Raw genomic sequence first — 20967 nt, forward strand, 5'->3', positions numbered from 1 at the left:
TGGCCTCCTCCGGCCAGGGGTTTACGCGCCTCCAATTAACGGCTATTCATCCTTCAATAATCCTCTGCGATAGATAATCGTCAGAATTCTAAAGAAATCGCGGGAGTTTCCGTCCGCGGGGGCTTCGATAAGCCCCAGCTCAACGGCCCGGTCTACCGCCGGTTTTGCCCAGGCGGGAACCTTCATGTTATGCTGCGCCTCCAGCTCGGCTACACGGCTTGCCAACGCTTCGAACTGCTTTCTTTCCGCTTCCGTCATCGGTACATCTTCCTCCCCCAAGTGAGCATTCAGCTGATTCCGGACCCCGTCTAGAAAGCTCTCCCAGCCGTTCTTCCGGGCCCTTATAAGATGCGGGCAGTTTTTCCCGCTCCAGTGGTTATGCTGAACAACCGCCGCGATCGGAAGCTTCAGCTTATACAGCAGATCCCCAATCAGTCTAGCGGCACGAGCCTCGGCCTCCGCGCGATTGCCGTCCTCGTTTTCGCAAATTTCAATCCCGATGGCGCTTAGGTTCCCCTCTCCCCGGCTCCCGTCACCCGCGTGCCAGCCATGCTCCGTTATCGGCAAATGCTGGACCACCCGCGTATCGTCAACGGTAAAATGCCAGGATACCGGCAAAGCCTCGGCGGCCTCACCTTTCAAATATTTGGCATGCATCAGGGCATTCGCGCCTTTTCCCGGATTCGCCGTATCGTGCACGGTAATAAAATAAGGGCCGTTAATCGGAGTGCCGGGACGATTGTTACGGCCGGCGGGAATCATATCGACTTGGATCGTCTCGAACATACGCCTCACTCCTTTGCAGCTGATCTTCTGGTTATAGTTATATTTATACTAAGAAGAGGCTTAAAGGGTTTGTGTGCTGACGAATAAAAAAAATCAGCCAGGCCAAGGGCCTGACCGCCTATATGTATGTACACCGTCATTGTTTGTCCGCTCTTCTTCTTAAAAAACCAAGCAAGCCGCTCTTTCGCTTCTCCTGCTTCTCCTCCAGGATCCTTTTTACGCCATGCAGCAGCAGCTTGGATCGAAGCTCGTCCTCGTGGCTGATTTTTCTCATTTCCGCAAAAAACTCTTTGTTCATCTCATCCGCTACCCTCTCCGCCACTAGCATCTAGATGCATCTTAAGTCCCAATTTATTGTAACGCCGCTACGGGGATCTGTCAAAATTTGTCGCATCTAGACGTAAAAATCCCACATATCCCCTTTTTTAAAAAGGAATACATGGGACTTTACACTTATACACTCTTTACGCTTTTCAAAACCTAAATTAGAAGCTTGCTGCCACTTTCTCCGCTTTTGCAACGCCTTCGGAAATGATTGCTTCCGCTTTGTCGCTGAATTGGTTGTGGCCTTCAACGATAACCGTCTCGAAGTTCGTTACGCCGAAGAAGCCCATGATGTTCTTCACATAGTTCAGGGACATTTCCGCTGCCGCGAAAGGACCTTCGGAATATACGCCGCCGCGTGCGTTCAGCAGTGCCACTTTTTTGTCGCCTTGCAGGCCGACAGGACCTTCAGCCGTATATTTGAATGTTTTGCCCGCACGGTTCAGGTAGTCAATGTACGTGTGCAGAACGGCAGGAATCGTGAAGTTCCAGAGCGGGAAGCCGAATACGACTTTGTCTGCGGCGATAAATTGATTCAGGTATTTGTCCGCAATGCTTACGGCAGTTTGCTCTTCGGGGGTCAGCTCAAGGCCTTGAGCCGCTTTGAAGCCGCCGTTGATCAGGTTGGCGTTCAGGTAAGGAAGCTCCTCCTTGAACAGATCCAGCTCAATTACAGTGTCTTGCGGGTGAGTTGCTTTATAGCTAGCGAGGAAGGCTTCATACAGTTTTACGCTGACAGCGATATCCCCGCGGTCATTTGCTTTTACGAACAGTACAGTACTCATCTTATTAATTCCCTCCATAAAATAATGTGTGGTTAACTTTTTGTAACTGTCTTTATTTTATAGAGTTTTACTTTCGCCAGCATCGGCAAATAGGCGGAAAAATAAAGCGAGACTGGTCTTACGACTATAGGCTGAGACCCGCTTAAGCCATCTGCCCCTTATTCTGAAAGAGCGGTGCCGCAAACAGGGCGGCTTGCGTGCGGTCTGACAAATCCAGCTTGCTTAAAATGCTGCTGACATGCGTCTTTACCGTTTTTTCGGCTACAACCAGCGTTTGCGCAATATCTTTGTTGCTCAGCCCCTTCGTCAGCAGCTCCAGCACTTCAAGCTCTCTTGGCGTCAAAGCTTCCAGCGACTTATCCTTATTCAAACTCCGGAGAACCGACTCCGGTCTTTGCTCCGGTTCCCGTTCCGGACGGCTCAGCAGGGCGCGCGAAATATCCGGATGCAGCTGAATATTTCCCTTGTACGCGCTTCGGATGGCTTCGGCAAGCTGGTCCGGCTCCACATCCTTCAGCATATAACCGATCGCGCCGGTCTGCAGCGCGGGGACGATATGACTCTGGTCGGCAAAGCTGGTCAGCACCAGAACCTTGATATGCGGATGCTGCTCCTTGATTAAGGCGCTTGCCTCAATGCCGTCCATAATCGGCATATTCAAATCCATCAGGACGATATCCGGCTGAAGTTCGCCGGCCTTCTCGACCGCTTCCTTGCCGTTGTGGGCCTCGCCGACCAATTCGAAATCCGGCTGCAACGCAAGAAAAAACGATATTCCTTTCAAAACGATCTGATGATCGTCCGCGAGTAAAATTTTGATCTTCATATTAAGTAATCACCGCTGCTTCCCTTCTCTTCCATGCAATGCGCTTGTACCGATTCCAGCGGAATCGTTGCCCGGACAATGGTCGGTGTTCCCCGTCCGCTCGTAATCGTCAGCGAGCCGCCAAGCGTTTCCGCCCGCTCCCGCATGGAGCGCATCCCCATCGTCTGGCGTCCTTTTTTCCGGTCAACCTGAAAGCCGATCCCTTCGTCCCTAACCTCCAGCACTGCCGCCCCGTCCTGCTGTTTAATCAGCCGGATATAGGCCGTCTCCTTGCCGGAATGCTTCCTTACATTGTTCAGAGCCTCCTGGCCAATCCGCCAGAACGCTTCTTCAATCGCGCGCGGCAGCTCCTGCACCCCGTCCGTCCGGTCATAGACGGTCAGGTTCAAGCCTTGCCCGTATTGCTTGAGCGCCGGCAGCAGCCCATTCTCGAGGCCTGCCGGATGCAGCTGCCAGATCAACGTGCGCATTTCCTTCAGCGCCTCCTGCGACAGCTGCTGGATCTCGCTCAGCGACCGCTGCACGACGGGATCGCGCCCGGCAAGCACGTTTTCCGCCCCTTTCGCGAGGAAGGACAAGGAGAATACCTTTTGCACGACGGAATCATGAAGATCCCGCGCCATGCGGTTCCGCTCCTCCATCCGGGCAAGCTCGCTGCGGTGCTCGTAAATACGGAGGTTTTCCACGCATAACGTAAAATGATCCCCCAGCGAGTACATAAAGTCCTCGTTAAGATCGTCGAACTGCCGCTGATCCGGACTGCTGATGAACATGACGCCAATCGTCCGGTTGCGCACGCGAAGCGGAATAGCCGCTGCCGACCGGTAAGGCGGAATGCCGACGGAGTCCAATTCATTGCCTTCCATGCAGGACGACTCGATAACAATCCTGTTGTCCCTGAGCGAATCTTTAATCGGACCGGCAGCTTCAACCGCAAGCGTCTGCCACTCCTTGGTCAGTTGGCCGTTCGAATACAAAGCCCGGAGCGACAGCTGCTGTCCGTCATACATAAACAAGGAGACATTCGGCCAGCTGAAGGCGTCTCCTATATACTGAACGGCCTTGATCGGCAGCTGATTAACATCCTGGACGCCGTTAATCCGCTGGATCACATCGCCTAGCTTGGCGTACAGCACCGCGTTCCGCTCTTGCGTCTGGTACAGGCGAATCCGGTTAATCGCCGTCCCGATCTGCAGAGCAACAGCCTGCAGCAGCGCCAGCTCCTCCTCGCTGAAATGCTCTTTGCCCGCCTGCGCGATATTGAGGAGCCCAAACCGGTCCTTGCCGGCCTTCAGCGGTACCGTGGCATGATGGGTAATGCCGTCCGTACTGCCAAGCTGATGGCTTACCGCATACGTAATGCGTTTGCACTCAATAATATTAACGGCATGGGTAAGCTTGCGCTGGCGGTAGCGCTCCACGCACCAGCAGTCCTCCCCGCACATAAGCGCATAGTTTCCGGCGGTCAAGGCGGGAGGCAGGTTATGATGGGCCGCGCAAGTATTTCCCGGCACGTCGTCATCGATCAGGAAAATCCAACCCGTCGTAAAATCCGTTACTTCAAGCAGCTTCGCCAGCACATCGCTGAGCATCTGATCCATGTCATTGGTCGTGTTGAGCATCTCCGCGATTTCTTTCAGCGCGGCGAGCTCGCTGACCCGAACTTCCCTTGGCATCCGGCTTCCCTCCTTCTCTGCCCCCATTATACACTTACTGTTCCCCATGCCTCCAGCAGGGCATCCCGAAAGAGCAGGTCCAGCTGTTCGTCCGACAAGCCTTCCGCCGTGTCCAAGGCTCCGGCCGCCTGCTCAAAATAACCGATTCGCTCCTCCAGATAATCATTAAGCCGCCCGATACGCGGCTCCAGACGAAGCTCGTCTCCGGCTCGTTTTCGGATGAGGAGATGCGCAATAATGCTATGGAGCTCACGATCGGCGGGAATCAAATCCTCCACGAGCTCCTCGAATAACATCGGCGGCATCGCGTTATATTTCTCAATCCAGCCGCAAGCCAGCAGCGGACGGAGCACGTAAAAATATTTTTTCGCCCGGACCGTTTCGCCCTGCAGATAATCCCGGTAATTGCCCTTAGCCATATGAAGATAATGGTACATGCAGGACTTAGGCGAAAAGGTTGCTCCGGACAAGCTGCGGATACGTTCCGCCGTGGAATAGGGCTCCTTGTACCTGATTGGCGACCGCAGCCATTCGAGCAAAGGCGGGTTGGACTTGTTAAACAGCGCTAGCGCTTTGCGGAGATCCCAGCCGTTAATGTCCAGCATATCGCTGATCGGTCGCTCGATCACGTCCCGGCGCTCGCGAACGGACAGATACCATTCCACCGGCCGCACGTAAAGAAAGCGGACATCGTAATCGCTGTCTTTGGACGGGAAACCCCAAGCCCGTGAGCCGGACTCGCAGGCATAGAGGATGCGGATATTCTCTTCCGCTTCCATGCGCGCAAGCTCGGCTTCGATTTTTAACCGGTACTGCTCATCCATTATGCTCACCTCCCTATCCTGAACGTTTGCCGCCAAGCAGCTGGTTCAATTGCTCAACCAGATTGCCTCCGCCCGTGAGCGATACGCTGCCGACGTTATCGCAAATTTTCTCCAGAAACTCGAGCTCCTTCAAGCGATACAGCGTGGCGTTCTCATCCATCAGCTTCGCCGTATTCAGAAGGCTTCTCGTGGAAGCCGTCTCTTCCCGGCGCGTGATAAGGTTAGCTTGCGCTTTTTTCTCGGCCAGAAGCACGGTATTCATAATGTCTTTTACTTCACCCGGCAGAATGATATCCTTCACGCCCGCGTTCAGGAACGTTACTCCATACTCCCCGCTCCTTGCCGCCAGCCTCTCCAGCACGAAAGCCCCAATCTCTTGCTTCGTGCGCAGCAGCTCATCCAGCTTCATTGTCCCTACGTATTCCCGCAAAATCAATTGAAGCTGGATGTAGAGCTGCTCTTCATAGCCCTTAATCTGAAGCGCCTTCAATGGATTGTGCAGTACGTATTGGCTGACAAAGTTAAGGCGAAGCGTTACTTTATCCTCCGTCATCATTTCCTGCCCGATCAGGTCGAGCTGCTGCCGGCGAGTATCCATCGTCTGCACGATAACCGACACCGGCGTACGCCAGAACCGGTATTTACCCGGACCAAGCTCGCGCTGCAGCCTATTGTCGTAGAACAGGAAGCCCTTCTCATGGCCGGCTACTTCATACGTGTTGTACAGACCGTTCAGCTTCATCAGGTCAGCCGCGTTTAAGGAAGCAGGCAGCTCAAGGCTTTGCGTATTCATTCGATTGAACGTATGCTTGATGGCGGATTTCCAGTAAGCATGCTTGCCGGCTTTTAACACGCTGCTGCATCTGCCGTCCTCGTAATGAAGCACGTATTCGTCATCGGCAACGTCAATGACATGTAGCTCCTCAAGCAGCTTCTCGTCATGCAGGAACAAGACCAGCTCCTTGCCAGGCACCGCAAACGGCTTGGTGACATCCATGATCGTTACCGTCGTTTTCGAGAACAACGGAAAGCGGTGTTTGCCAGGGCCCAGCAGCCTTACATAGCTTCCGTCCTTAAACAGCAGCCCGCGTTGATCGTTTTGAATCGTAATTTTGTTTATATATGCAGTCATAGGTATATAACCTCCTTTGATTTTGGGCGTTGTTTGGCGAAAATGCTCCCGTACCCGCGGCGGAGACCGCTTAAGAACGGCATTTTACCTGCCGGCCGGCCAGCTCCTACGGCAGCGCGGCAGACTTTTCTTGCATCCGGTCTGTCCGCGGTGCCTTTGGCAGCGGCCTTTCGCGCAGGTTTCTTCCCGTCCGGTATCCGCGGACTGCAAAGCTGCGGCGCAAGGTGCAGCTGTATAAGCCTGCTGAGCATTTTCCCAAGGCAACTTGAATAATTGGATTGGACTCGATTTGCAGTCGAGTTAAATTCAACCATGATCGTCTCCGTGAGGACGATGGAGGATTCGAACCTCCTTAACTTGGCGTAAAGTACGTACCCAGTCCGACAGCATACCGCGTACAGAGACTGTACGGGCACTGCGGGAATCCTACCGAAATCCCTGCCCGGTTCAGCCCGGCCGTTGCTTTACATCCTCATTATCTTCGATGCTCGGTTTCCGGAACATGGTAAAAGTATGGCGAAACGGAAAAAATGAATTTCTTTTTCTGTTCAAATCGACGCAGCTCCCTCAGGTGCCGCCCTGTGATGTTACTTAGCTATCGTTGCACGAAATACAGGATTTTCGCCCATTTGAGAAATGATGGACGCAATATATTGCACAGAATGCAGGATGTTGCGGCTATAAGGGTCGATTTGAGGACATTTTTCTCCGATATCCTGCATTCCGTGCATGATATATTGGATTACTGGACTAGATCACGCTATTATGCTGCTTTTCGTGCAACGTTGGCGAGAGGCGGGACTTTAAGAGCAAGTATCTCGCTATACAACGAATGATTACCTATCCTCTTTTACCGTGCCAAGTTACAATAGAGCTAACTACCTCTTCGGCAATGAAAGGGGCTTATGAACCGTGGCTAAAGAAAGCTTCGATAAAGAAATCCAGTTTCTGAGGATGCTGGTGCTCACTAGCGGCGCTTATAACCGGCAGCAATTCGCCGACCGGCTTGGCATCTCCGTACATACCTTCGACAAGACCATCCGGCGCCTGAAGGATATCGCCGAAACCGTCCAGCAGCCGGCAGCCGAAGAACAAAATAAAGCGATAGCCGACATGCTGCGAACCAGCTATTACGAAACGGCCGATCCGCTGCTGCTCTTCCTGTTCCGCTCCAAATCTCTGAAGGAATCCGAGAGCTACCGTTTGTCTATCCTGATCTCCGCCCTTCAGGAGCAGTCGCTCACTCCGCTGGAGCTGCTCGATCTATGCTGCGAAGGCATGCCGGAGGAGCTCGCGCTGCCGGATGAGAAGACCATCCGCTCCGATCTCAAATACTTGGAGCTGGCTGGCGTCATCCGCCGGCTTCCGGGCGGAAGACCCTACAAGTATACGGCCCACAATGACTTCGTGAATGTGCTCTCAAACGAGGAGTTGTCGGATCTGTATGCTTTTGTTGACGTGATGGCTAACACGCAGGTGCCTTCCGTTCAGGGCTATCTGCTGCGCGACAGCTTGAAGAAAGCGATGAAGCGGCGGCAGCTGCCGGACGGGGCAGGCGATCTATTCTTATACAAATACCATTACCATTCGCGCATTCTGGACGAAGCGCATTTGTACACGATCATGAGGGCGATTGAGACAAGGCGGAAGCTGAGCTTCCATTACTTCACGCCCAAATCCAATCAGAGCTATCATTCCAAAAATACGAATCCCATGTTCCTCAAGCCCTCCGAAGGCCGGCTCACCGAGATGCTGCCGCTTAAGGTCGCTTACGACCATCAATACGGAAGATGGTATTTGCTTGGCTACAGCTCGGGCCGGTCCCAGGTCGCGATTTTTAGAATGGAAGGAATAACGCAGCTTGAGGAAAGCAGCCTTGTAACGGAGGACGAATATGCGGCAAAGCTGGCAGCGCTGGAGCGCAACACGAGTTTCAGCTGGCTTGTCGATTTGGGCCGACCTGCCTCGGTGAAGGTTAGATTTTTTAATCCGGAAGGGGCAAAAAGAAACTTTATCAAGGACCGGGTGCAGCTGCAGGGGCAATGGGGCGTTATTACGGAGGAGGACGAAGCTTCATTCCTGTTCGAAATTACGGTGAACGGCACGCAGGAGATCAAGCCTTGGCTGCGCAGCTTTGGATCAAGCTGCGAGGTGCTTGAGCCGCTTTCATTAAGACGGGAATTGATCAAAGAATGGAAGGAGCTGGCGGAATACTATGAACCTGTTCGAAAAAATATTCAATTTCCGGATGATGGCACAGCTTGACGAGCATGGCGCCCTGGCGGTTACGGCTCAGGAACGCCGCTGGCTTCTGATGATGCTGGAGCATCCGGAGGCGGCAGCTGCCCTGTCGCCGGATACGCTGGAGAAGCTCCGGCAATGTCTTGACGGTTCGGATGAACGCTATGATTCGCTGCGATCCATTATTGTCGAGAAAGCAGGCAGTGCCGCCCCTTCCCTCTACCACCCTCTGCTGAGAACGCTAAGGCAGATGATCGTGAAGAAATCGGGCATGCAGCTGAGCCATACCCGCAAAGACGGCTTTCTCCTTCCCAGCCAAGCCGGCGTACCGTATAAACTGGAGTATTCGATGGTAAAGCGCGAATGGTATTTGCTCTGGTATAACCGGAGAACGCGCTCCCTGATGACAACCAGGCTGCGGAGTATTCACAGCGTGGAAGAAATGCCGGTAAGCGAGGAATTTTTCAACCAGGCGGCTGCGACGCTTGCCCAGCAGCTGGATAAGCGAATGCAGCACGCCACGATTGAGATTATTCCGGATTATAACAAGGAGTTATCCCGGATTTTGTATGCCTTCTCCTGCTTTGACAAGCAGGTACAATATGATGAATTATCGGATACCTATACGATCAGACTGACTTTTCTTGGCGACGAAACGGAATACGTGCTGTCCAAGCTCCGTTTTCTTGGGCTGCGCGTCCGCGTAACCGATCATCCTTACATGAAATTCCGGATGCGCGAAGCGGCGCAGAAATCTTTAGCCCGTTACGGCTATTCTTCAATCCTCGAAACGGCTAAGCACGATAACGGCATTATGTCCGCCGAAGCCGAATGAATTGGAAAGTCCGATGCGCAGCGGAGCGGACTGGGCTGTTGCAGGAACATTAGTCAGAGCGCATTCCGGATCAAGCTGCTCCAGATTGATGGTTGGCGGCACGATTCCTTCGCGCAGGCTCTGAAGGAGGGTAATCGCCTCAACGCCGCCTGCCGCTCCCAGCATATGGCCCAACATCGACTTGTTCGCCGTAACGGCAATCTTGCTGGCGTTCTGGCCAAACACCCGGCTAATCGCCTGGCCTTCCGAACGGTCTCCAAGACCCGTGCTTGTGGCATGCGCGCTTATGATGTCCACTTCATCGGGACGGATACCAGCGTCCGCAAGGGCTGTCCTCATTGCCGTGTACGCTCCGGTTCCTTCCGGATGGGTGGCAACAATGTGATAAGCATCCGAGCTTGCCCCGTACCCCAACACCTCGCCGTAAATTTGAGCTTCCCGCTTCTTCGCATGAGTCAAAGACTCGAGCACGACGATACCCGCTCCCTCAGACATTACAAAGCCGTCACGGCTTTGGTCGAAAGGCCGGCTTGCCTTCGTTGGCTCCTCGTTACGCGAGGATAAAGCCTGCGCGTTGCCAAAGCTGGCAAGCGACAGTTCATTTACCGTTGCCTCTGCGCCGCCCGCGATAACCACATCGGCTACACCGAGGCGGATAAGCCTCATCGCTTCGCCAATGGCGGTATTTCCGATGGAGCAGGCCGTAACCGGCGCAAGCGTAGGACCGGTTAATTGGTACCTGATACTGATCGTGGCTGCCCCCATATTGGCGATCATCATGGGCACCAGCATCGGACTTACGCGCTCGGGACCGCGGGTGCGCAAAATTTCGTCCTGCTCCATCAGCGTGCTTAATCCGCCAATCCCCGAACCGACATAGACCCCGATACGATCGCGGTCCATCTCATCCAGCTTAAGCCCGGAATCTGTTATCGCCTGATCCGTGGCGGCAACGGCGAATTGCACGAACCGGTCCATTTTCCTTGCTTCCTTGCGGCCAAACAATGCTTCCGGATCAAAATTTTGAACGGTTCCCGCGATTTTCGTTTTCAGCCTTGACGCATCAAACGCATCTATGCGGGAAATACCCGACTCTCCCCGCTTCATCCGGGACCACAATTCGTCAACCGATTGTCCAAGCGGCGAAATCACGCCCATTCCCGTAACTACTACACGTTCCATTAAGATCAACTCCTCAAATGTATGTGTACACCTTAAAATTAGTACCTGATATTAAATCATGTTGCCACATGAAGTATCCTATTACAAGTTGTCGTTTATCCTAGTATAATGAGTAACAGGATCACCCCTAAGGAGGTACGGCTTAATATGAATAACAAAACGCGGCTCACCGCGCTTTCCAGCTTTCTAAAAACGCAACGGGCCAAGCTTACTCCCGAGGAGGTTGGTTTTCCTCCCGGCAGCCGGAGAAGGACGCCCGGCTTAAGACGCGAAGAGGTTGCGGCGCTTGCCGGCGTCAGCACCACCTGGTATACCTGGCTGGAGCAAGGCCGGGACATTCAAGCTTCGCCGAATGTACTGGATGCTATAGCATCCGCCTTGCGTTTAACCCATGACGAACGCAATTATTTGTACGGTCTGGCGATTGAACCCGGTGCTGGCCCGTCCTTGGCGGCCGAAATGCCCGCGTACTCATCGGATGCTGTTAGTCCTCCTCTGCGCAAGATCCTGCAAGAGCTCCGGCAATGTCCATCCATTATTTCGGACCGCCGCTGTCAGATTGTCGGCTGGAACGAAGCTGCCGCCCATGTCTTTGTAGACTTCGCCCAGATCCCCGAGCAGGAGCGGAATATGATTCGCCTCATATTCACGAGAAAAGAGCTTCGCCGCTTAGCCGTTAACTGGAAGCAGTTCGCAAGCGGGTTTTTGTCGATCTTCCGGGCTTATTACGGGCAATATGTAGAGGATAACTGGTATGATCGGTTTCTGAAGGAGATGACGGAGCTGCATCCGGACTTTCAGGAGCTGTGGGAGCATAGCGAGGTACGGACGGCGCCTGAGGTTGTACTGGAATTTCGGCATGCCAAAGCGGGGAAAATGCTCTTCCATTTGACGTCCTTGCAGCTGCAAGGCGGATCGGATCTTCGCTGCAGCATTTACACCCCCGCGCCGGACAGCGATACGGAGGAGAAATTAAGCAAGCTGATGCGCGGAAAGCCGTCTTAACCTGAACTTCAGGCCAAGACGGCTTTCTTGTTTTAACCGCGGCATATTAGGCTTCCGCAACCATCCGGTTCGTAAGCGCCCCAAGCTTCTCGATCTCGATCGTGACGACATCTCCGTCTTGGAGATACACCTGCTTCTCCGGCGGATAGCCCATCACGACGCCCTCCGGCGTGCCGGTTAGAATAATGTCTCCGGGCGACAGCGTCATGCATTGCGAGATATAGCTGACAATTTCCTTGCAGTTAAAAATCATATCGGACGTATTCGAGTCCTGACGGACCTCTCCGTTCACCGTGCAGCTGATCCGCAAAGCATTGGGATCTCCTACTTCGTCCTTCGATACGAGGTATGGACCAAGAGGGGCGAATTTATCGCAGGATTTGCCCGCCAGCCACTGGCTTGTCCGGGTCTGCAGATCCCGGGCGGACAGATCGTTTGACGCACTGTAGCCGAATACGTAATCGAGCGCCTCGTCCACCGATACATTTTTCGCCTCGCGTCCGATTACAACGGCCAGCTCTGCTTCATAATCAACCTTTTGCGTCGACTGGGGCAAAGGGACATCCTCGCCATGCGCGGCAAGCGCGTTGTTAAACTTGCTGAACAGAATAGGGTATTCGGGCAGCGGCATATTCGTCTCCTCCGCATGCTTCCTGTAATTAAGACCGATACAGATGATTTTCCCCGGCTCCGGCACGCATGGCCCAAGAACAACCTCCGACTCGTCCAGATACCGGACATGCCGCTCCTTCGCCTCTTCAACGAATTGCTGAAGCTCGCGAAGTTCAGCCTCTCCGCCTTGCAATAAGCCGTTTAAGGTTACATGACCGGCATCAATGATGCCTTTATCCGTCCGTACGCCCAAACGGTAAGCGGAAGCTGCTGCCTCTTCCTTGAAACTGACTAATTTCACGAATAAGCCCTCCCCGTTTCCAATGATCGGCTATAAATACCTCCTTCATTATAGTCCTGCTTGGCCCAAGGGACAAATTGGTCTTAGCCGTATCTCTTCAGCATCCGGAGAAACTTGCTGCCCGTAAGCGTTGGCGTTCCGGCATTAAGGCGGAATGCTTCATCGGATCCCGGCTTGTTAATGCCGGGGTGCGTGGTGAAAAATAAAGATACGCCGGCGTTTTTCTCAATCTGCTTGGCCGTCCGGTTAAACACGCCATACGGGAAAGCGATAATCTGGTACGTGTTGCCGAGCTCTTCCTTCAGCCGTTTTTCCTCCAGCCGTGCATCGGCTTCAATGCGGGCTTTATATTCCGCCTCCGTCTCCACGCGGCCCTTGCCGGGCAGATAGATCGGATTGCTCAGCTTTGGCCCCGTCTTACGGCCTTTTTTATCAAGCGGGGCATAATCATGCTGGTTATACGTATGGCTGTAGAAGCTGAAGCCTTCCGCCTTAAGCTTCCGCATCGTATCCCAGGTCATATGCTTGGTATGAACGTTCTGCTTGTCGCTGCTTGCTCCAATGATGAAGTGGGCGGCGGTAAACTTATATTTTTTCAAAATCGGAACCGCGTATTGGTCAAAGCTCTCGTAACCGTCGTCAAACGTAATCACAACGGCATTATCCGGCACCTTTCCTTTGCCGCGCATGAAGTCCGCGAATTGCTCTATGCTGATGACATGGTAGCCGTTATCCTTCAGGATCTTCATTTGCGTGCCGAATCGGCTCGGGGATATCGTTGCCCCGCTTTCCGTTGCATCAAGATGGTGGTACATGAGGACAATAACTTTATTCTTATAATGTGCGGCGCTGTTGGAAGCAGCGTCAAGCTGGTTGACGGGCACCGGCCAAGCGATTACGATCGCGATAGCAAGCAGTGCGGCAATCCCTTTCCATTTCACTACGTATTCCTCCTTGAAACGCGATTCGGTTCTTTACTGCCTCAGTATATAAAGCCGTTATCTCCAAAGCGTTTCCGGATTGTAACGAACCTGCAAACATTCCAGGAGCAGGATCTATAACATAAAAAATCCCCCGCGCAGCCACGAAAGCCGTGCGGGGAATGCTGTAGAAGAGCTTATTTCAATCTTGCTATGCCAGTTGCCACTTGCTCGATTTGAGCTTTCGTCAGGCTTTTGTCCGCGGAGCTGATTGTGACATAACGGTCGTCAATCTGGAAGCCTAGCATAGCGGTACCGCTTGGCGTAAACCATTTCGCTTTTACGCCGTTTGGCAGCGTTGCGGCTGTGCTGTCGTAACCAACCGAGTAATCGCGCGGCGAAATTTGAACGCTCATGTGCTTGAACAAGAAGTTAACGGAATCTCCGCCCGCTACTTTTTGGAAGGCGTCGTTTTCCGTCATCAAGGTTGGAGCATACGCCGTTTCAAAGCCGTCGAACTTCGCGAACTCGTCTTTAATCGCGTTTGTTTGAGCTGTCGTATACGTCACTTTTGCCAGATCGGATTGCGCGGTGCCCACTTTCGCTACCGTCACGGCTACCTTTTCCAAACGTGCTTGCGTCAGATTGGCATTTGGCGAGCTCAAGGTAACATAACGATCATCCACTTTTAACGTCAGCATAAGAGTGTCGCCGGCTTTGTACCATTTCGCTTTCGCGCCGTTCGATAAAGTGACTGATGTACCGTCATAATCGTGGGAGTAATCGCGCGGCGACACGTTTACGGTCATGTTCTCGAAAAGGATGTTTACGCCGTCCGCTGAAGCTGCGGTTTTCTTCAGAACGTCGCCTTTAACCATCATTTGCGGAGCATACGCCTCTTCGAAGCCGTCAAAGCCGGCAAAGGCTTTCTTGAGCTCCTCAAGCTGCGCGGCTGTGTACAATACTTTTACCAGATCGGTTTGAGCAACGCCTACCTTCGCTACGCTGGCTGCTGCTTTTTCTACCTGGGATTTGTTTAGCTTCCCGTTTGGCGAGCTGACCGTTACGTAACGGTCGTCTGCTTTTACCGTCAGCATGTCTTTGCCGTTTACCTTATACCATTTTGCTGTTGCGCCGTTTGACAGCGTTACGTTTGTGCCGTCATAGTCATGCGAATAATCGCGCGGCGACACGTTTACGGTCATATTGCCGAAGAGCAGGTTGACGCCGTCGCTTGTCGCTGCTGCCTTTTGAAAAGCATCGCCTTTAATCATCATTTGAGGAGCGTAAGCCTGCTCGAAGCCCGCAAAGCCGGCAAATGCTTTTACGATCTGATCTAGCTGGGCAGCCGAGTAGTTGGTCAGTACCCATTGATCCGTCGTGCTTGTGCCGATATAGATCGTGTTGGTTTTGCTGTCGTATTGGATTGGCGTGTTTAATGCGTTCGAAAGCGCGCGCACCGGAAGGTAAGTCGTGTCATGATACGTGATTGGCGAAAGCTTATTGCCGTTCTCATCCTTTGGAATATACGTGCTGCCGTTGATTTTAAAGCCGATGCCGTGGTTCAGGAACGCGCTGATTTTCTCCATGTTTGCTCCGGCAAACGCCCCGGCTGCTCCCGATACGGTCATGCCTGCGATCATCATCGTTGCGACTGTTCTTTTTACGTTTTTGTTCATTTTTATAATCTCCTTTAGAGTTGAATTTGTTTTTTGTTTGAAGCTCCTTACAGACTTAAGTATAGATTCGCGTTATCTCGAAACCATTTCGAGCCTGTAACGAAGCTGTAAACCTTTTTGTCCGGGCTGTATGGATATTTCGAGGACAAAAAAACTCCCCGCACAGCTGGAAAGCCGCGCGGGGAGTGCCGAGAATGCTTATTTCAATTTCGCTACGCCTGTTGCGATTTGCTCGATTTGAGCCTTCGTCAGGCTGTTATCCGCCGAGCTGATTGTCACGTAACGGTCGTCGATTTGGAAGCTCAGCATAGCGGTGCCGCTTGGTGCAAACCATTTCGCTTTTACGCCGTTTGCCAACGTTACTGCCGTGCTGTCATAACCGTACGAATAGTCGCGCGGCGAGATTTGAACGTTCATGTGTTTGAACCAGAAGATGACGGAATCACCGCTCGCTACGTTTTGGAACGCGTCGTCTTTAGCCATTTTTGTTGGGGCATAAGCCGCCGTGAAGCCGTCGAATTTCGCAAATTCGTCTTTAATCGCTTTCGTTTGGGCATCCGTGTACGTTACGGTTGCCAGGTCGGATTGCGCAGCGCCTACTTTAGCTACGCTAACGGCTACTTTCTCCGCTTGCGCTTTGGTCAACGTTTTGCTTGGCGAGCTAACCGTTACATAGCGGTCATCTACCTTTACAATGAGCATATCCGTACCGTTTACGTTGTACCATTTTGCTTTTGCTCCGTTTGACAGCGTTACATTCGTGCCGTCGTATTCGAAGGAGTAATCGCGCGGCGATACGTTTACCGTCATGTTTTTGAAGAGCAGGTTTACGCCGTCCGCAGTAGCTGCTGTTTTTTGCAGCGCATCGCCTTTAACCGTCAGTTGAGGCGCGTAGGCTGCTTCGAAGCCGTCAAAGCCGGCAAATGCCTTTTTCATTTCATCCAGTTGAGCGGCAGTGTACGTTGCAGCGGCCATATCGGATTGCACGGCGCCAACGCTGGCAACGGTAACCGCTACTTTTTCCGCTTGCGCTTTGCTCAAGGCTTTGTTAGGCGAGCTAACGGTCACATAGCGGTCATCCACTTTCACGGTCAGCATGTCCGTACCGTTTACGTTGTACCATTTTGCTTTCGCTCCGTTAGACAGCGTTACATTCGTGCCGTCGTATTCGAAGGAGTAATCGCGCGGCGATACGTTTACCGTCATGTTCTTGAAGAGAAGGTTTACGCCGTCAGCCGTTGCCGCTACCTTTTGCAGAGCGTCGCCTTTAATCATGATTTGCGGAGCGTAAGCCGTTTCGAACCCTTCAAAGCCGGCAAATGCTTTTTTGATCTCGTCCAGCTGCGCTGCGGAGTAGTTGGTCAATACCCATTGATCCGTCGTGCTTGTACCAATGTAGATCGTATTGGTTTTGCTGTCGTACTGGATTGGCGTGTTCAGTGCGTTCGAAAGCGCGCGAACCGGAAGGTAAGTGGTGTCGTGGTAAGTGATTGGCGCAAGCGTTTTGCCGTTCTCGTCTTTCGGAATGTACGTGCTGCCGTTGATTTTAAACCCGATGCCGTGGTTCAGGAACGCGCTTATTTTTTCCATGTTTGTACCGGCGTACACTCCAGCTGCTCCGGATACGGTCATGCCAGCGATCATCATTGTTGCGACTGTTCTTTTCACGTTTTTGTTCATTTCAATGATCTCCTTTAGAGTCTAGTTTATTTTTTTTATTTCCGAACTTCTAACCTTTTTACTCTCTGTCTTTGTCTTTTTATAACCTGTTTGACTTTATTTGAAGCTCCTTACTGACTTCAGTATAGAGTGACGTTATCTCCAAATAATTTCGGGCTTGTAACGAACCTGTAAACATTTCTGCTTGATGTATATGAATGATCTTTATTTCATCCGCTCTCTCCTTCGTTGTTGTTTCTTGCCGATGAACTTAGTATAGTAAGCCGATATATCGAAAAAATTTCGAGCTTGTATCGAAGCTGTAACATTCACCCAACCAAATGGGCACAAAAAAATCCGGATCGCGTGATCCGGATTACCTTGCTCATGAGGATATTTTCATTGAAAATCGATAATATGCGTAACGGGCATGCTGTCCTTATCGGCGACCGTTACGCCAAGCCGCGTTCCCGAAGGATTCCAGCTTAACGGATATTGCGGAAAATAACTTGGACCAATCGGTGAAACCTTGCCGGTGGCCGAGTCGAAAATATACACCCCGTTCATCCCGCTCTGATTCTCGGTATACAGCGCAGCTGCCAGCTTGGAGGAATCCGGCGCCCAAGCGATATACGGAATCAGATCGCCCTTGGCAATGGAGAGCCCCTCCGCGCTTCCGTTCGAGTCGAAAATACGAAGCTCGCTGCCTGCCTCGCCGGCTTGCTTCTGGATTTCGACCGCGAGATGCTTGCCATCCGGCGATACCTGGAACGTCATCGCGTGTTTGACCAGCTCGGTCGGCTTCGGAGCATCGGGCGCAAACTGCTTTACGGTCTGGTTATTATCCGTGTAATAGATACGCCCATGGCCTACTCCGAAATTCGCAAACGGTTGATCTCCGAGAGCAGGGTCATCCAGCTTCAGCAGGGACACGGTCCCGTCTACCTTGATTTGGCGGATATCGCCAAGCCCGCTCATCGAGCCTGCGGCTAGAACATACGTCGTATCGTTGAGCCAGCCGCCGCTTTCCAAGTAGTTGCTGCCCTTGATTTCGGTCATCGTCCCGGTGCTGACTTCCTTGATAAAATTGCGTGCCGTATATTTATCCTTCCACTGCTGGACGAATGCATACTTGCCATCCGGAGACCGCTGTTCCTTCTCGACCGTTTGAACGTTCTTCACCGGTTCCTCAGCCGATTTCTGCTCATTGTTATTTAAATCCACTTCTGCGGTATTGTACTCGTATTTGGCCTCTTCCGTCGCTGTAGCCTGCTTGACAAGCTTGGTGTACATGAGCTGCACCCGATCATCGGACAGCCATTTATCCATGCTTGCCCCTTCAAAGCGATGTATCCGCTGCACCATGACGTCCTGGTTTGGTTTTTTCTCTGGGCTTTTTACAACCGTTAATTCCCCATGTTTATTCGAGTTATTGCCGTTACTGGCTTGATTACCGCTCTGGACAGAGGAACACGCAGCAAGTGCGGCGGCGAGCGACAACGCGGCGCCTAATTTAATGATCTGTTTCATCGTTATCCCCCCGGATATTTACCAATTTCCATCAGTATAGAAGGCCTCTATGTCGAAAACATATCTGAATTGTATCCAAGTTGTAACAACTTTTTATTAGAATGCCCAAATCAAAAAACAGCCCGGACCATGCAATGTCCAGGCTTGTTTTTACTCTTCTAGCGGCCCTGTCTCTAAGGCTGCGGGCTCACTGGGCAGGGAGATGACAAATCGGGAGCCTTTCGGTCCTGATTCGGCCAGTTTGACGGTGCCGTGCTGCTTCTCGGCCAAGCTCCTGACCAAAGCTAGGCCTAGCCCCGTACCGCCGGTTTCCCGGGATCGGTCGTCGCTAACGGTAAAGAACGGGTCAAAGATCCGGTTCTGAAGCTCCTCCGGAATGCCGATACCGCTGTCCGCAACCTCGATAATGACGCGTCTTTCACCAGTAGCCCCCGTTTCGGACCGGTTGGAAAGCCGAACCCATCCTCCGGGACGGTTGTACTTGATCGCGTTGCTAAGCAGATTGGTAACCATATGCATGAGGTTATCCGAATCCGCCCATACGAGGTCGTCCTTCAAATCGGACGAGAGCGTGATCCTTTGCTTTTCCGCCTTGATCTGCAGACGGCCTAAAGCATCCTCCAGCAGCGGCTTCACTTGGAAGTGAGCGGCGTTGGTCTCAAAATCGTAAATATCCATCGACGAGAGCTGAAGCGCCTTCTCGATCAGCGCATACAAGCGTTCCGCTTCCTTGCTGATCTGGGTCCGGGCATTTTGCAGCAAAACCGGGTCATCGCTGTACATGCCAAGCAGATCCGAATACGCCAGAATGGAAGTTAACGGCGTTTTCAGTTCATGGCTTATATTGCCGATAAACTGCTTTTGCTGCTGCTCGAGCTCCTGCAGGCGTTTGATAGCCGTTAGCAGCTTCTGCTTCTCTTCGTTTAGTTCATCGACATACGAAGCGATGCTGCCGCTCATATCGTAAATGCCTTCCGCAAGCTCGCCGATCTCGTCCCGCCTGCGCACGGGCGGCTTGTCGAGGTAACGGCCTTCCCCGATATCCTTGGCCGCCTGGTTCAGCTTGCCAAGGATAAAGGCTTGCCGCCACACGTACAGATAACCAAGCAAGAGACCGGCCGCCAATACGGCAGCCCCCGTACCGATAAACAAATCCCGGATATGGCCGTAGAACATTTTCTGTTCCTGGAGGGAGCCATGGAACTGTACGCTGCCAAGAAATTGATCGGCATTGTATAGCGGTGCCAGATACAGCACTTGATTGCCAAGCGTAATATAGGCTTCCTGGCCTTTCGCGGTATGGGCAAGCGCATCCTTCACGTCGGTCACGGGTTGTACCGGCAGCGAAGTCCCGGCGAATTCCCCGTCAGCGCTGTACAGCGTAACCGCCATGCCGCTTTGCCCCCCGAGATCTACCGCCAGGCTCTGTCCGTTGCGCTCCATAAATTCATCCGGCGACACCCGTTCACCCGTCAAATACTCCTCGCGTACGCGAAGATTCGCGGAATTCGCCAGCTGGGAGAAGCTTTGCTCCATCCTCCTCTGCTGATCCTCTCGGATACCCGCCAGCACCAGCGTGCTGAGCAGCACCACCACGAAAGCGAGCAGCAAAGCGAGAAAAACGGTAATTTTGCCCTTTAAACCAATCCTGAACCGATGCCGGGAACCGGCAGCTCGGGTCATCCGTTTGTCCTCGTGCTTTTATAGCCGATACCGTAAACGGTTTGTATTAAGCCCTGCCATTCGCCAAGCTTCTTGCGAAGCCTTTGCACGTGAATGTCCACGGTACGGGTACCGCCGGCAAAATCCATCTCCCAAACCTGCTCAAGCAGCGCTTCCCTGGAGTATACCCGGTCCGGATGCTTTGCCAGCAGCGCCAGCAGATCAAATTCCTTCGGCGTAAGATCCACAATCTCATCGTCAACCCTGACCGTGCGGCTTAACAATTCTATCGCAATTCCGCCAAGCTCCAGTCTGCCTTCCTTATCCGAACCCTGTTCCGGCGATTCAAACTGACGGCGTCTGTACAGTGCCTTCACGCGGGCGACGACTTCCCGGATATCAAACGGCTTGGTCATGTAATCATCGGCCCCAAGCTCAAGCCCAAGCACTTTATCTACAATATCGTTTTTTACAGTGAGCAGCATAATGGCCGGTCGGTCGCCCACCTCCAGCTTGCGGCATACCTCGTAACCGTTCATCTTGGGCATCATCACATCAAGCACCATAACATCCGGCTTGAAGGCAGCAACCTTCTCAAGCGCCTCCATCCCGTCGCCGGCTGTCTCCACCGTAAATCCTTCACGCTGCAATGCATAAGCGATCGCGCTGGAGATACTCACTTCATCGTCTACAACAAGCACTTTTATCATGCGATTTATCACTCCTTGTTCGGGCTTTCCTTAACACCGGCAGGTTTTATTCTATATGGCTTATTCTTTTCATTATAGTCGCGCTTGCTCCAAAGTCCAAAGTACAATCCGATTACAAGAAGAAAACATAAAAAAATCCCTTACACTCGTAAGGGATGGATCTGTTAAGTTATGGTGCGGTAGAGAGGACTCGAACCTCCACGGGCGTACGCCCACTACCCCCTCAAGATAGCGTGTCTGCCATTCCACCACTACCGCACATTTAATTTCATTTCCTT

Annotated in this window: 19 protein-coding genes and 1 tRNA gene; 3 read left to right on the top strand and 17 right to left on the bottom strand. The window is 52.5% G+C overall.

The features are described 5' to 3' along the window. Positions 1-42: 42 nt before the first annotated feature. The 8 genes from FHT67_RS18230 to FHT67_RS18265 form a co-directional block, all read right to left on the bottom strand. The gene (locus FHT67_RS18230) at positions 43-786 is read right to left on the bottom strand and encodes a peptidoglycan recognition protein family protein (RefSeq protein ID WP_132312122.1); all 744 of its coding nucleotides are present in this window, start codon (positions 784-786) and stop codon (positions 43-45) included. A 136-nt stretch (positions 787-922) separates the two neighbouring features. Then, entirely contained in the window at positions 923-1084 is a 162-nt protein-coding gene (locus tag FHT67_RS18235) for a hypothetical protein (RefSeq protein WP_165930807.1), read from the bottom strand. Positions 1085-1271: 187 nt separating this feature from the next. Further along, entirely contained in the window at positions 1272-1895 is a 624-nt protein-coding gene (locus FHT67_RS18240; RefSeq protein ID WP_132312120.1) for an FMN-dependent NADH-azoreductase, read from the bottom strand. Between the two features lie 142 nt (positions 1896-2037). After that, positions 2038-2721, bottom strand: coding sequence for a response regulator (locus FHT67_RS18245; RefSeq protein WP_132312118.1), 684 nt, complete (start codon positions 2719-2721; stop codon positions 2038-2040). Continuing rightward, complete coding sequence (locus FHT67_RS18250) at positions 2718-4397, bottom strand: GAF domain-containing sensor histidine kinase (RefSeq protein ID WP_167200490.1); 1680 nt, start codon at positions 4395-4397, stop codon at positions 2718-2720. The genes FHT67_RS18245 and FHT67_RS18250 overlap by 4 nt, the downstream gene beginning before the upstream one ends. Positions 4398-4423: 26 nt before the next feature. Then, positions 4424-5221 (bottom strand): nucleotidyltransferase domain-containing protein, encoded by a 798-nt coding sequence (locus tag FHT67_RS18255; RefSeq protein ID WP_167200493.1) that lies wholly within the window; start codon positions 5219-5221, stop codon positions 4424-4426. A gap of 13 nt (positions 5222-5234) precedes the next feature. After that, positions 5235-6353: a slipin family protein gene (locus FHT67_RS18260; protein ID WP_167200496.1), complete on the bottom strand. Its 1119-nt coding sequence runs from the start codon at positions 6351-6353 to the stop codon at positions 5235-5237. A gap of 106 nt (positions 6354-6459) precedes the next feature. After that, the gene (locus tag FHT67_RS18265) at positions 6460-6663 is read right to left on the bottom strand and encodes a hypothetical protein (protein ID WP_167200498.1); all 204 of its coding nucleotides are present in this window, start codon (positions 6661-6663) and stop codon (positions 6460-6462) included. A gap of 602 nt (positions 6664-7265) precedes the next feature. Between FHT67_RS18265 and FHT67_RS18270 the strand changes: the two genes are divergently transcribed. Both FHT67_RS18270 and FHT67_RS18275 read left to right on the top strand, forming a co-directional pair. After that, the gene (locus FHT67_RS18270) at positions 7266-8618 is read left to right on the top strand and encodes a WCX domain-containing protein (protein WP_167200500.1); all 1353 of its coding nucleotides are present in this window, start codon (positions 7266-7268) and stop codon (positions 8616-8618) included. Beyond that, positions 8569-9429, top strand: coding sequence for a WYL domain-containing protein (locus tag FHT67_RS18275; protein WP_167200503.1), 861 nt, complete (start codon positions 8569-8571; stop codon positions 9427-9429). Before FHT67_RS18270 ends, FHT67_RS18275 begins: the two co-directional genes overlap by 50 nt. Here FHT67_RS18275 and fabF read toward each other — a convergent pair. After that, entirely contained in the window at positions 9373-10611 is a 1239-nt protein-coding gene (fabF, locus tag FHT67_RS18280; RefSeq protein WP_167200506.1) for a beta-ketoacyl-ACP synthase II, read from the bottom strand. The two genes, FHT67_RS18275 and fabF, sit on opposite strands and share 57 nt — an antisense overlap. 147 nt (positions 10612-10758) lie before the next feature. Here fabF and FHT67_RS18285 point away from each other — a divergent pair, with 147 nt between their 5' ends. Next, entirely contained in the window at positions 10759-11616 is an 858-nt protein-coding gene (locus FHT67_RS18285; protein ID WP_132312102.1) for a helix-turn-helix transcriptional regulator, read from the top strand. Positions 11617-11662: 46 nt separating this feature from the next. Here the strand turns inward: FHT67_RS18285 and FHT67_RS18290 are convergent, their stop codons facing one another. The 8 genes from FHT67_RS18290 to FHT67_RS18325 form a co-directional block, all read right to left on the bottom strand. Continuing rightward, the gene (locus FHT67_RS18290) at positions 11663-12529 is read right to left on the bottom strand and encodes a fumarylacetoacetate hydrolase family protein (protein ID WP_132312100.1); all 867 of its coding nucleotides are present in this window, start codon (positions 12527-12529) and stop codon (positions 11663-11665) included. Positions 12530-12612: 83 nt separating this feature from the next. Beyond that, positions 12613-13470 (bottom strand): polysaccharide deacetylase family protein, encoded by an 858-nt coding sequence (locus FHT67_RS18295; protein ID WP_167200509.1) that lies wholly within the window; start codon positions 13468-13470, stop codon positions 12613-12615. Positions 13471-13646: 176 nt separating this feature from the next. Beyond that, entirely contained in the window at positions 13647-15128 is a 1482-nt protein-coding gene (locus FHT67_RS18300; RefSeq protein WP_167200512.1) for a hypothetical protein, read from the bottom strand. A 198-nt stretch (positions 15129-15326) separates the two neighbouring features. Continuing rightward, positions 15327-16808: a hypothetical protein gene (locus FHT67_RS18305; RefSeq protein WP_167200515.1), complete on the bottom strand. Its 1482-nt coding sequence runs from the start codon at positions 16806-16808 to the stop codon at positions 15327-15329. A 378-nt stretch (positions 16809-17186) separates the two neighbouring features. After that, complete coding sequence (locus FHT67_RS18310; RefSeq protein ID WP_167200518.1) at positions 17187-18317, bottom strand: TolB-like translocation protein; 1131 nt, start codon at positions 18315-18317, stop codon at positions 17187-17189. 150 nt (positions 18318-18467) lie between these two features. Further along, entirely contained in the window at positions 18468-20000 is a 1533-nt protein-coding gene (locus FHT67_RS18315) for a HAMP domain-containing sensor histidine kinase (protein WP_167200521.1), read from the bottom strand. Further along, entirely contained in the window at positions 19997-20689 is a 693-nt protein-coding gene (locus FHT67_RS18320) for a response regulator transcription factor (protein ID WP_167200524.1), read from the bottom strand. Before FHT67_RS18320 ends, FHT67_RS18315 begins: the two co-directional genes overlap by 4 nt. A 172-nt stretch (positions 20690-20861) precedes the next feature. Continuing rightward, a tRNA-Leu gene (locus tag FHT67_RS18325) sits at positions 20862-20947 on the bottom strand. Positions 20948-20967 lie beyond the last annotated feature (20 nt).

The organism is Paenibacillus sp. BK720 (genome assembly GCF_011761545.1).
GTDB lineage: Bacteria > Bacillota > Bacilli > Paenibacillales > Paenibacillaceae > Pristimantibacillus.

Excerpts from the sequence above, each read along its gene's own strand:
- FHT67_RS18230 (WP_132312122.1), bottom strand. The coding sequence starts at position 786 with ATGTTCGAGACGATCCAAGTCGATATGATTCCCGCCGGCCGTAACAAT.
- FHT67_RS18235 (WP_165930807.1), bottom strand. The coding sequence starts at position 1,084 with ATGAACAAAGAGTTTTTTGCGGAAATGAGAAAAATCAGCCACGAGGAC.
- FHT67_RS18240 (WP_132312120.1), bottom strand. The coding sequence starts at position 1,895 with ATGAGTACTGTACTGTTCGTAAAAGCAAATGACCGCGGGGATATCGCT.
- FHT67_RS18245 (WP_132312118.1), bottom strand. The coding sequence starts at position 2,721 with ATGAAGATCAAAATTTTACTCGCGGACGATCATCAGATCGTTTTGAAA.
- FHT67_RS18250 (WP_167200490.1), bottom strand. The coding sequence starts at position 4,397 with ATGCCAAGGGAAGTTCGGGTCAGCGAGCTCGCCGCGCTGAAAGAAATC.
- FHT67_RS18255 (WP_167200493.1), bottom strand. The coding sequence starts at position 5,221 with ATGGATGAGCAGTACCGGTTAAAAATCGAAGCCGAGCTTGCGCGCATG.
- FHT67_RS18260 (WP_167200496.1), bottom strand. The coding sequence starts at position 6,353 with ATGACTGCATATATAAACAAAATTACGATTCAAAACGATCAACGCGGG.
- FHT67_RS18275 (WP_167200503.1), top strand. The coding sequence starts at position 8,569 with ATGAACCTGTTCGAAAAAATATTCAATTTCCGGATGATGGCACAGCTT.
- fabF (WP_167200506.1), bottom strand. The coding sequence starts at position 10,611 with ATGGAACGTGTAGTAGTTACGGGAATGGGCGTGATTTCGCCGCTTGGA.
- FHT67_RS18285 (WP_132312102.1), top strand. The coding sequence starts at position 10,759 with ATGAATAACAAAACGCGGCTCACCGCGCTTTCCAGCTTTCTAAAAACG.
- FHT67_RS18300 (WP_167200512.1), bottom strand. The coding sequence starts at position 15,128 with ATGAACAAAAACGTAAAAAGAACAGTCGCAACGATGATGATCGCAGGC.
- FHT67_RS18305 (WP_167200515.1), bottom strand. The coding sequence starts at position 16,808 with ATGAACAAAAACGTGAAAAGAACAGTCGCAACAATGATGATCGCTGGC.
- FHT67_RS18310 (WP_167200518.1), bottom strand. The coding sequence starts at position 18,317 with ATGAAACAGATCATTAAATTAGGCGCCGCGTTGTCGCTCGCCGCCGCA.
- FHT67_RS18315 (WP_167200521.1), bottom strand. The coding sequence starts at position 20,000 with ATGACCCGAGCTGCCGGTTCCCGGCATCGGTTCAGGATTGGTTTAAAG.
- FHT67_RS18320 (WP_167200524.1), bottom strand. The coding sequence starts at position 20,689 with ATGATAAAAGTGCTTGTTGTAGACGATGAAGTGAGTATCTCCAGCGCG.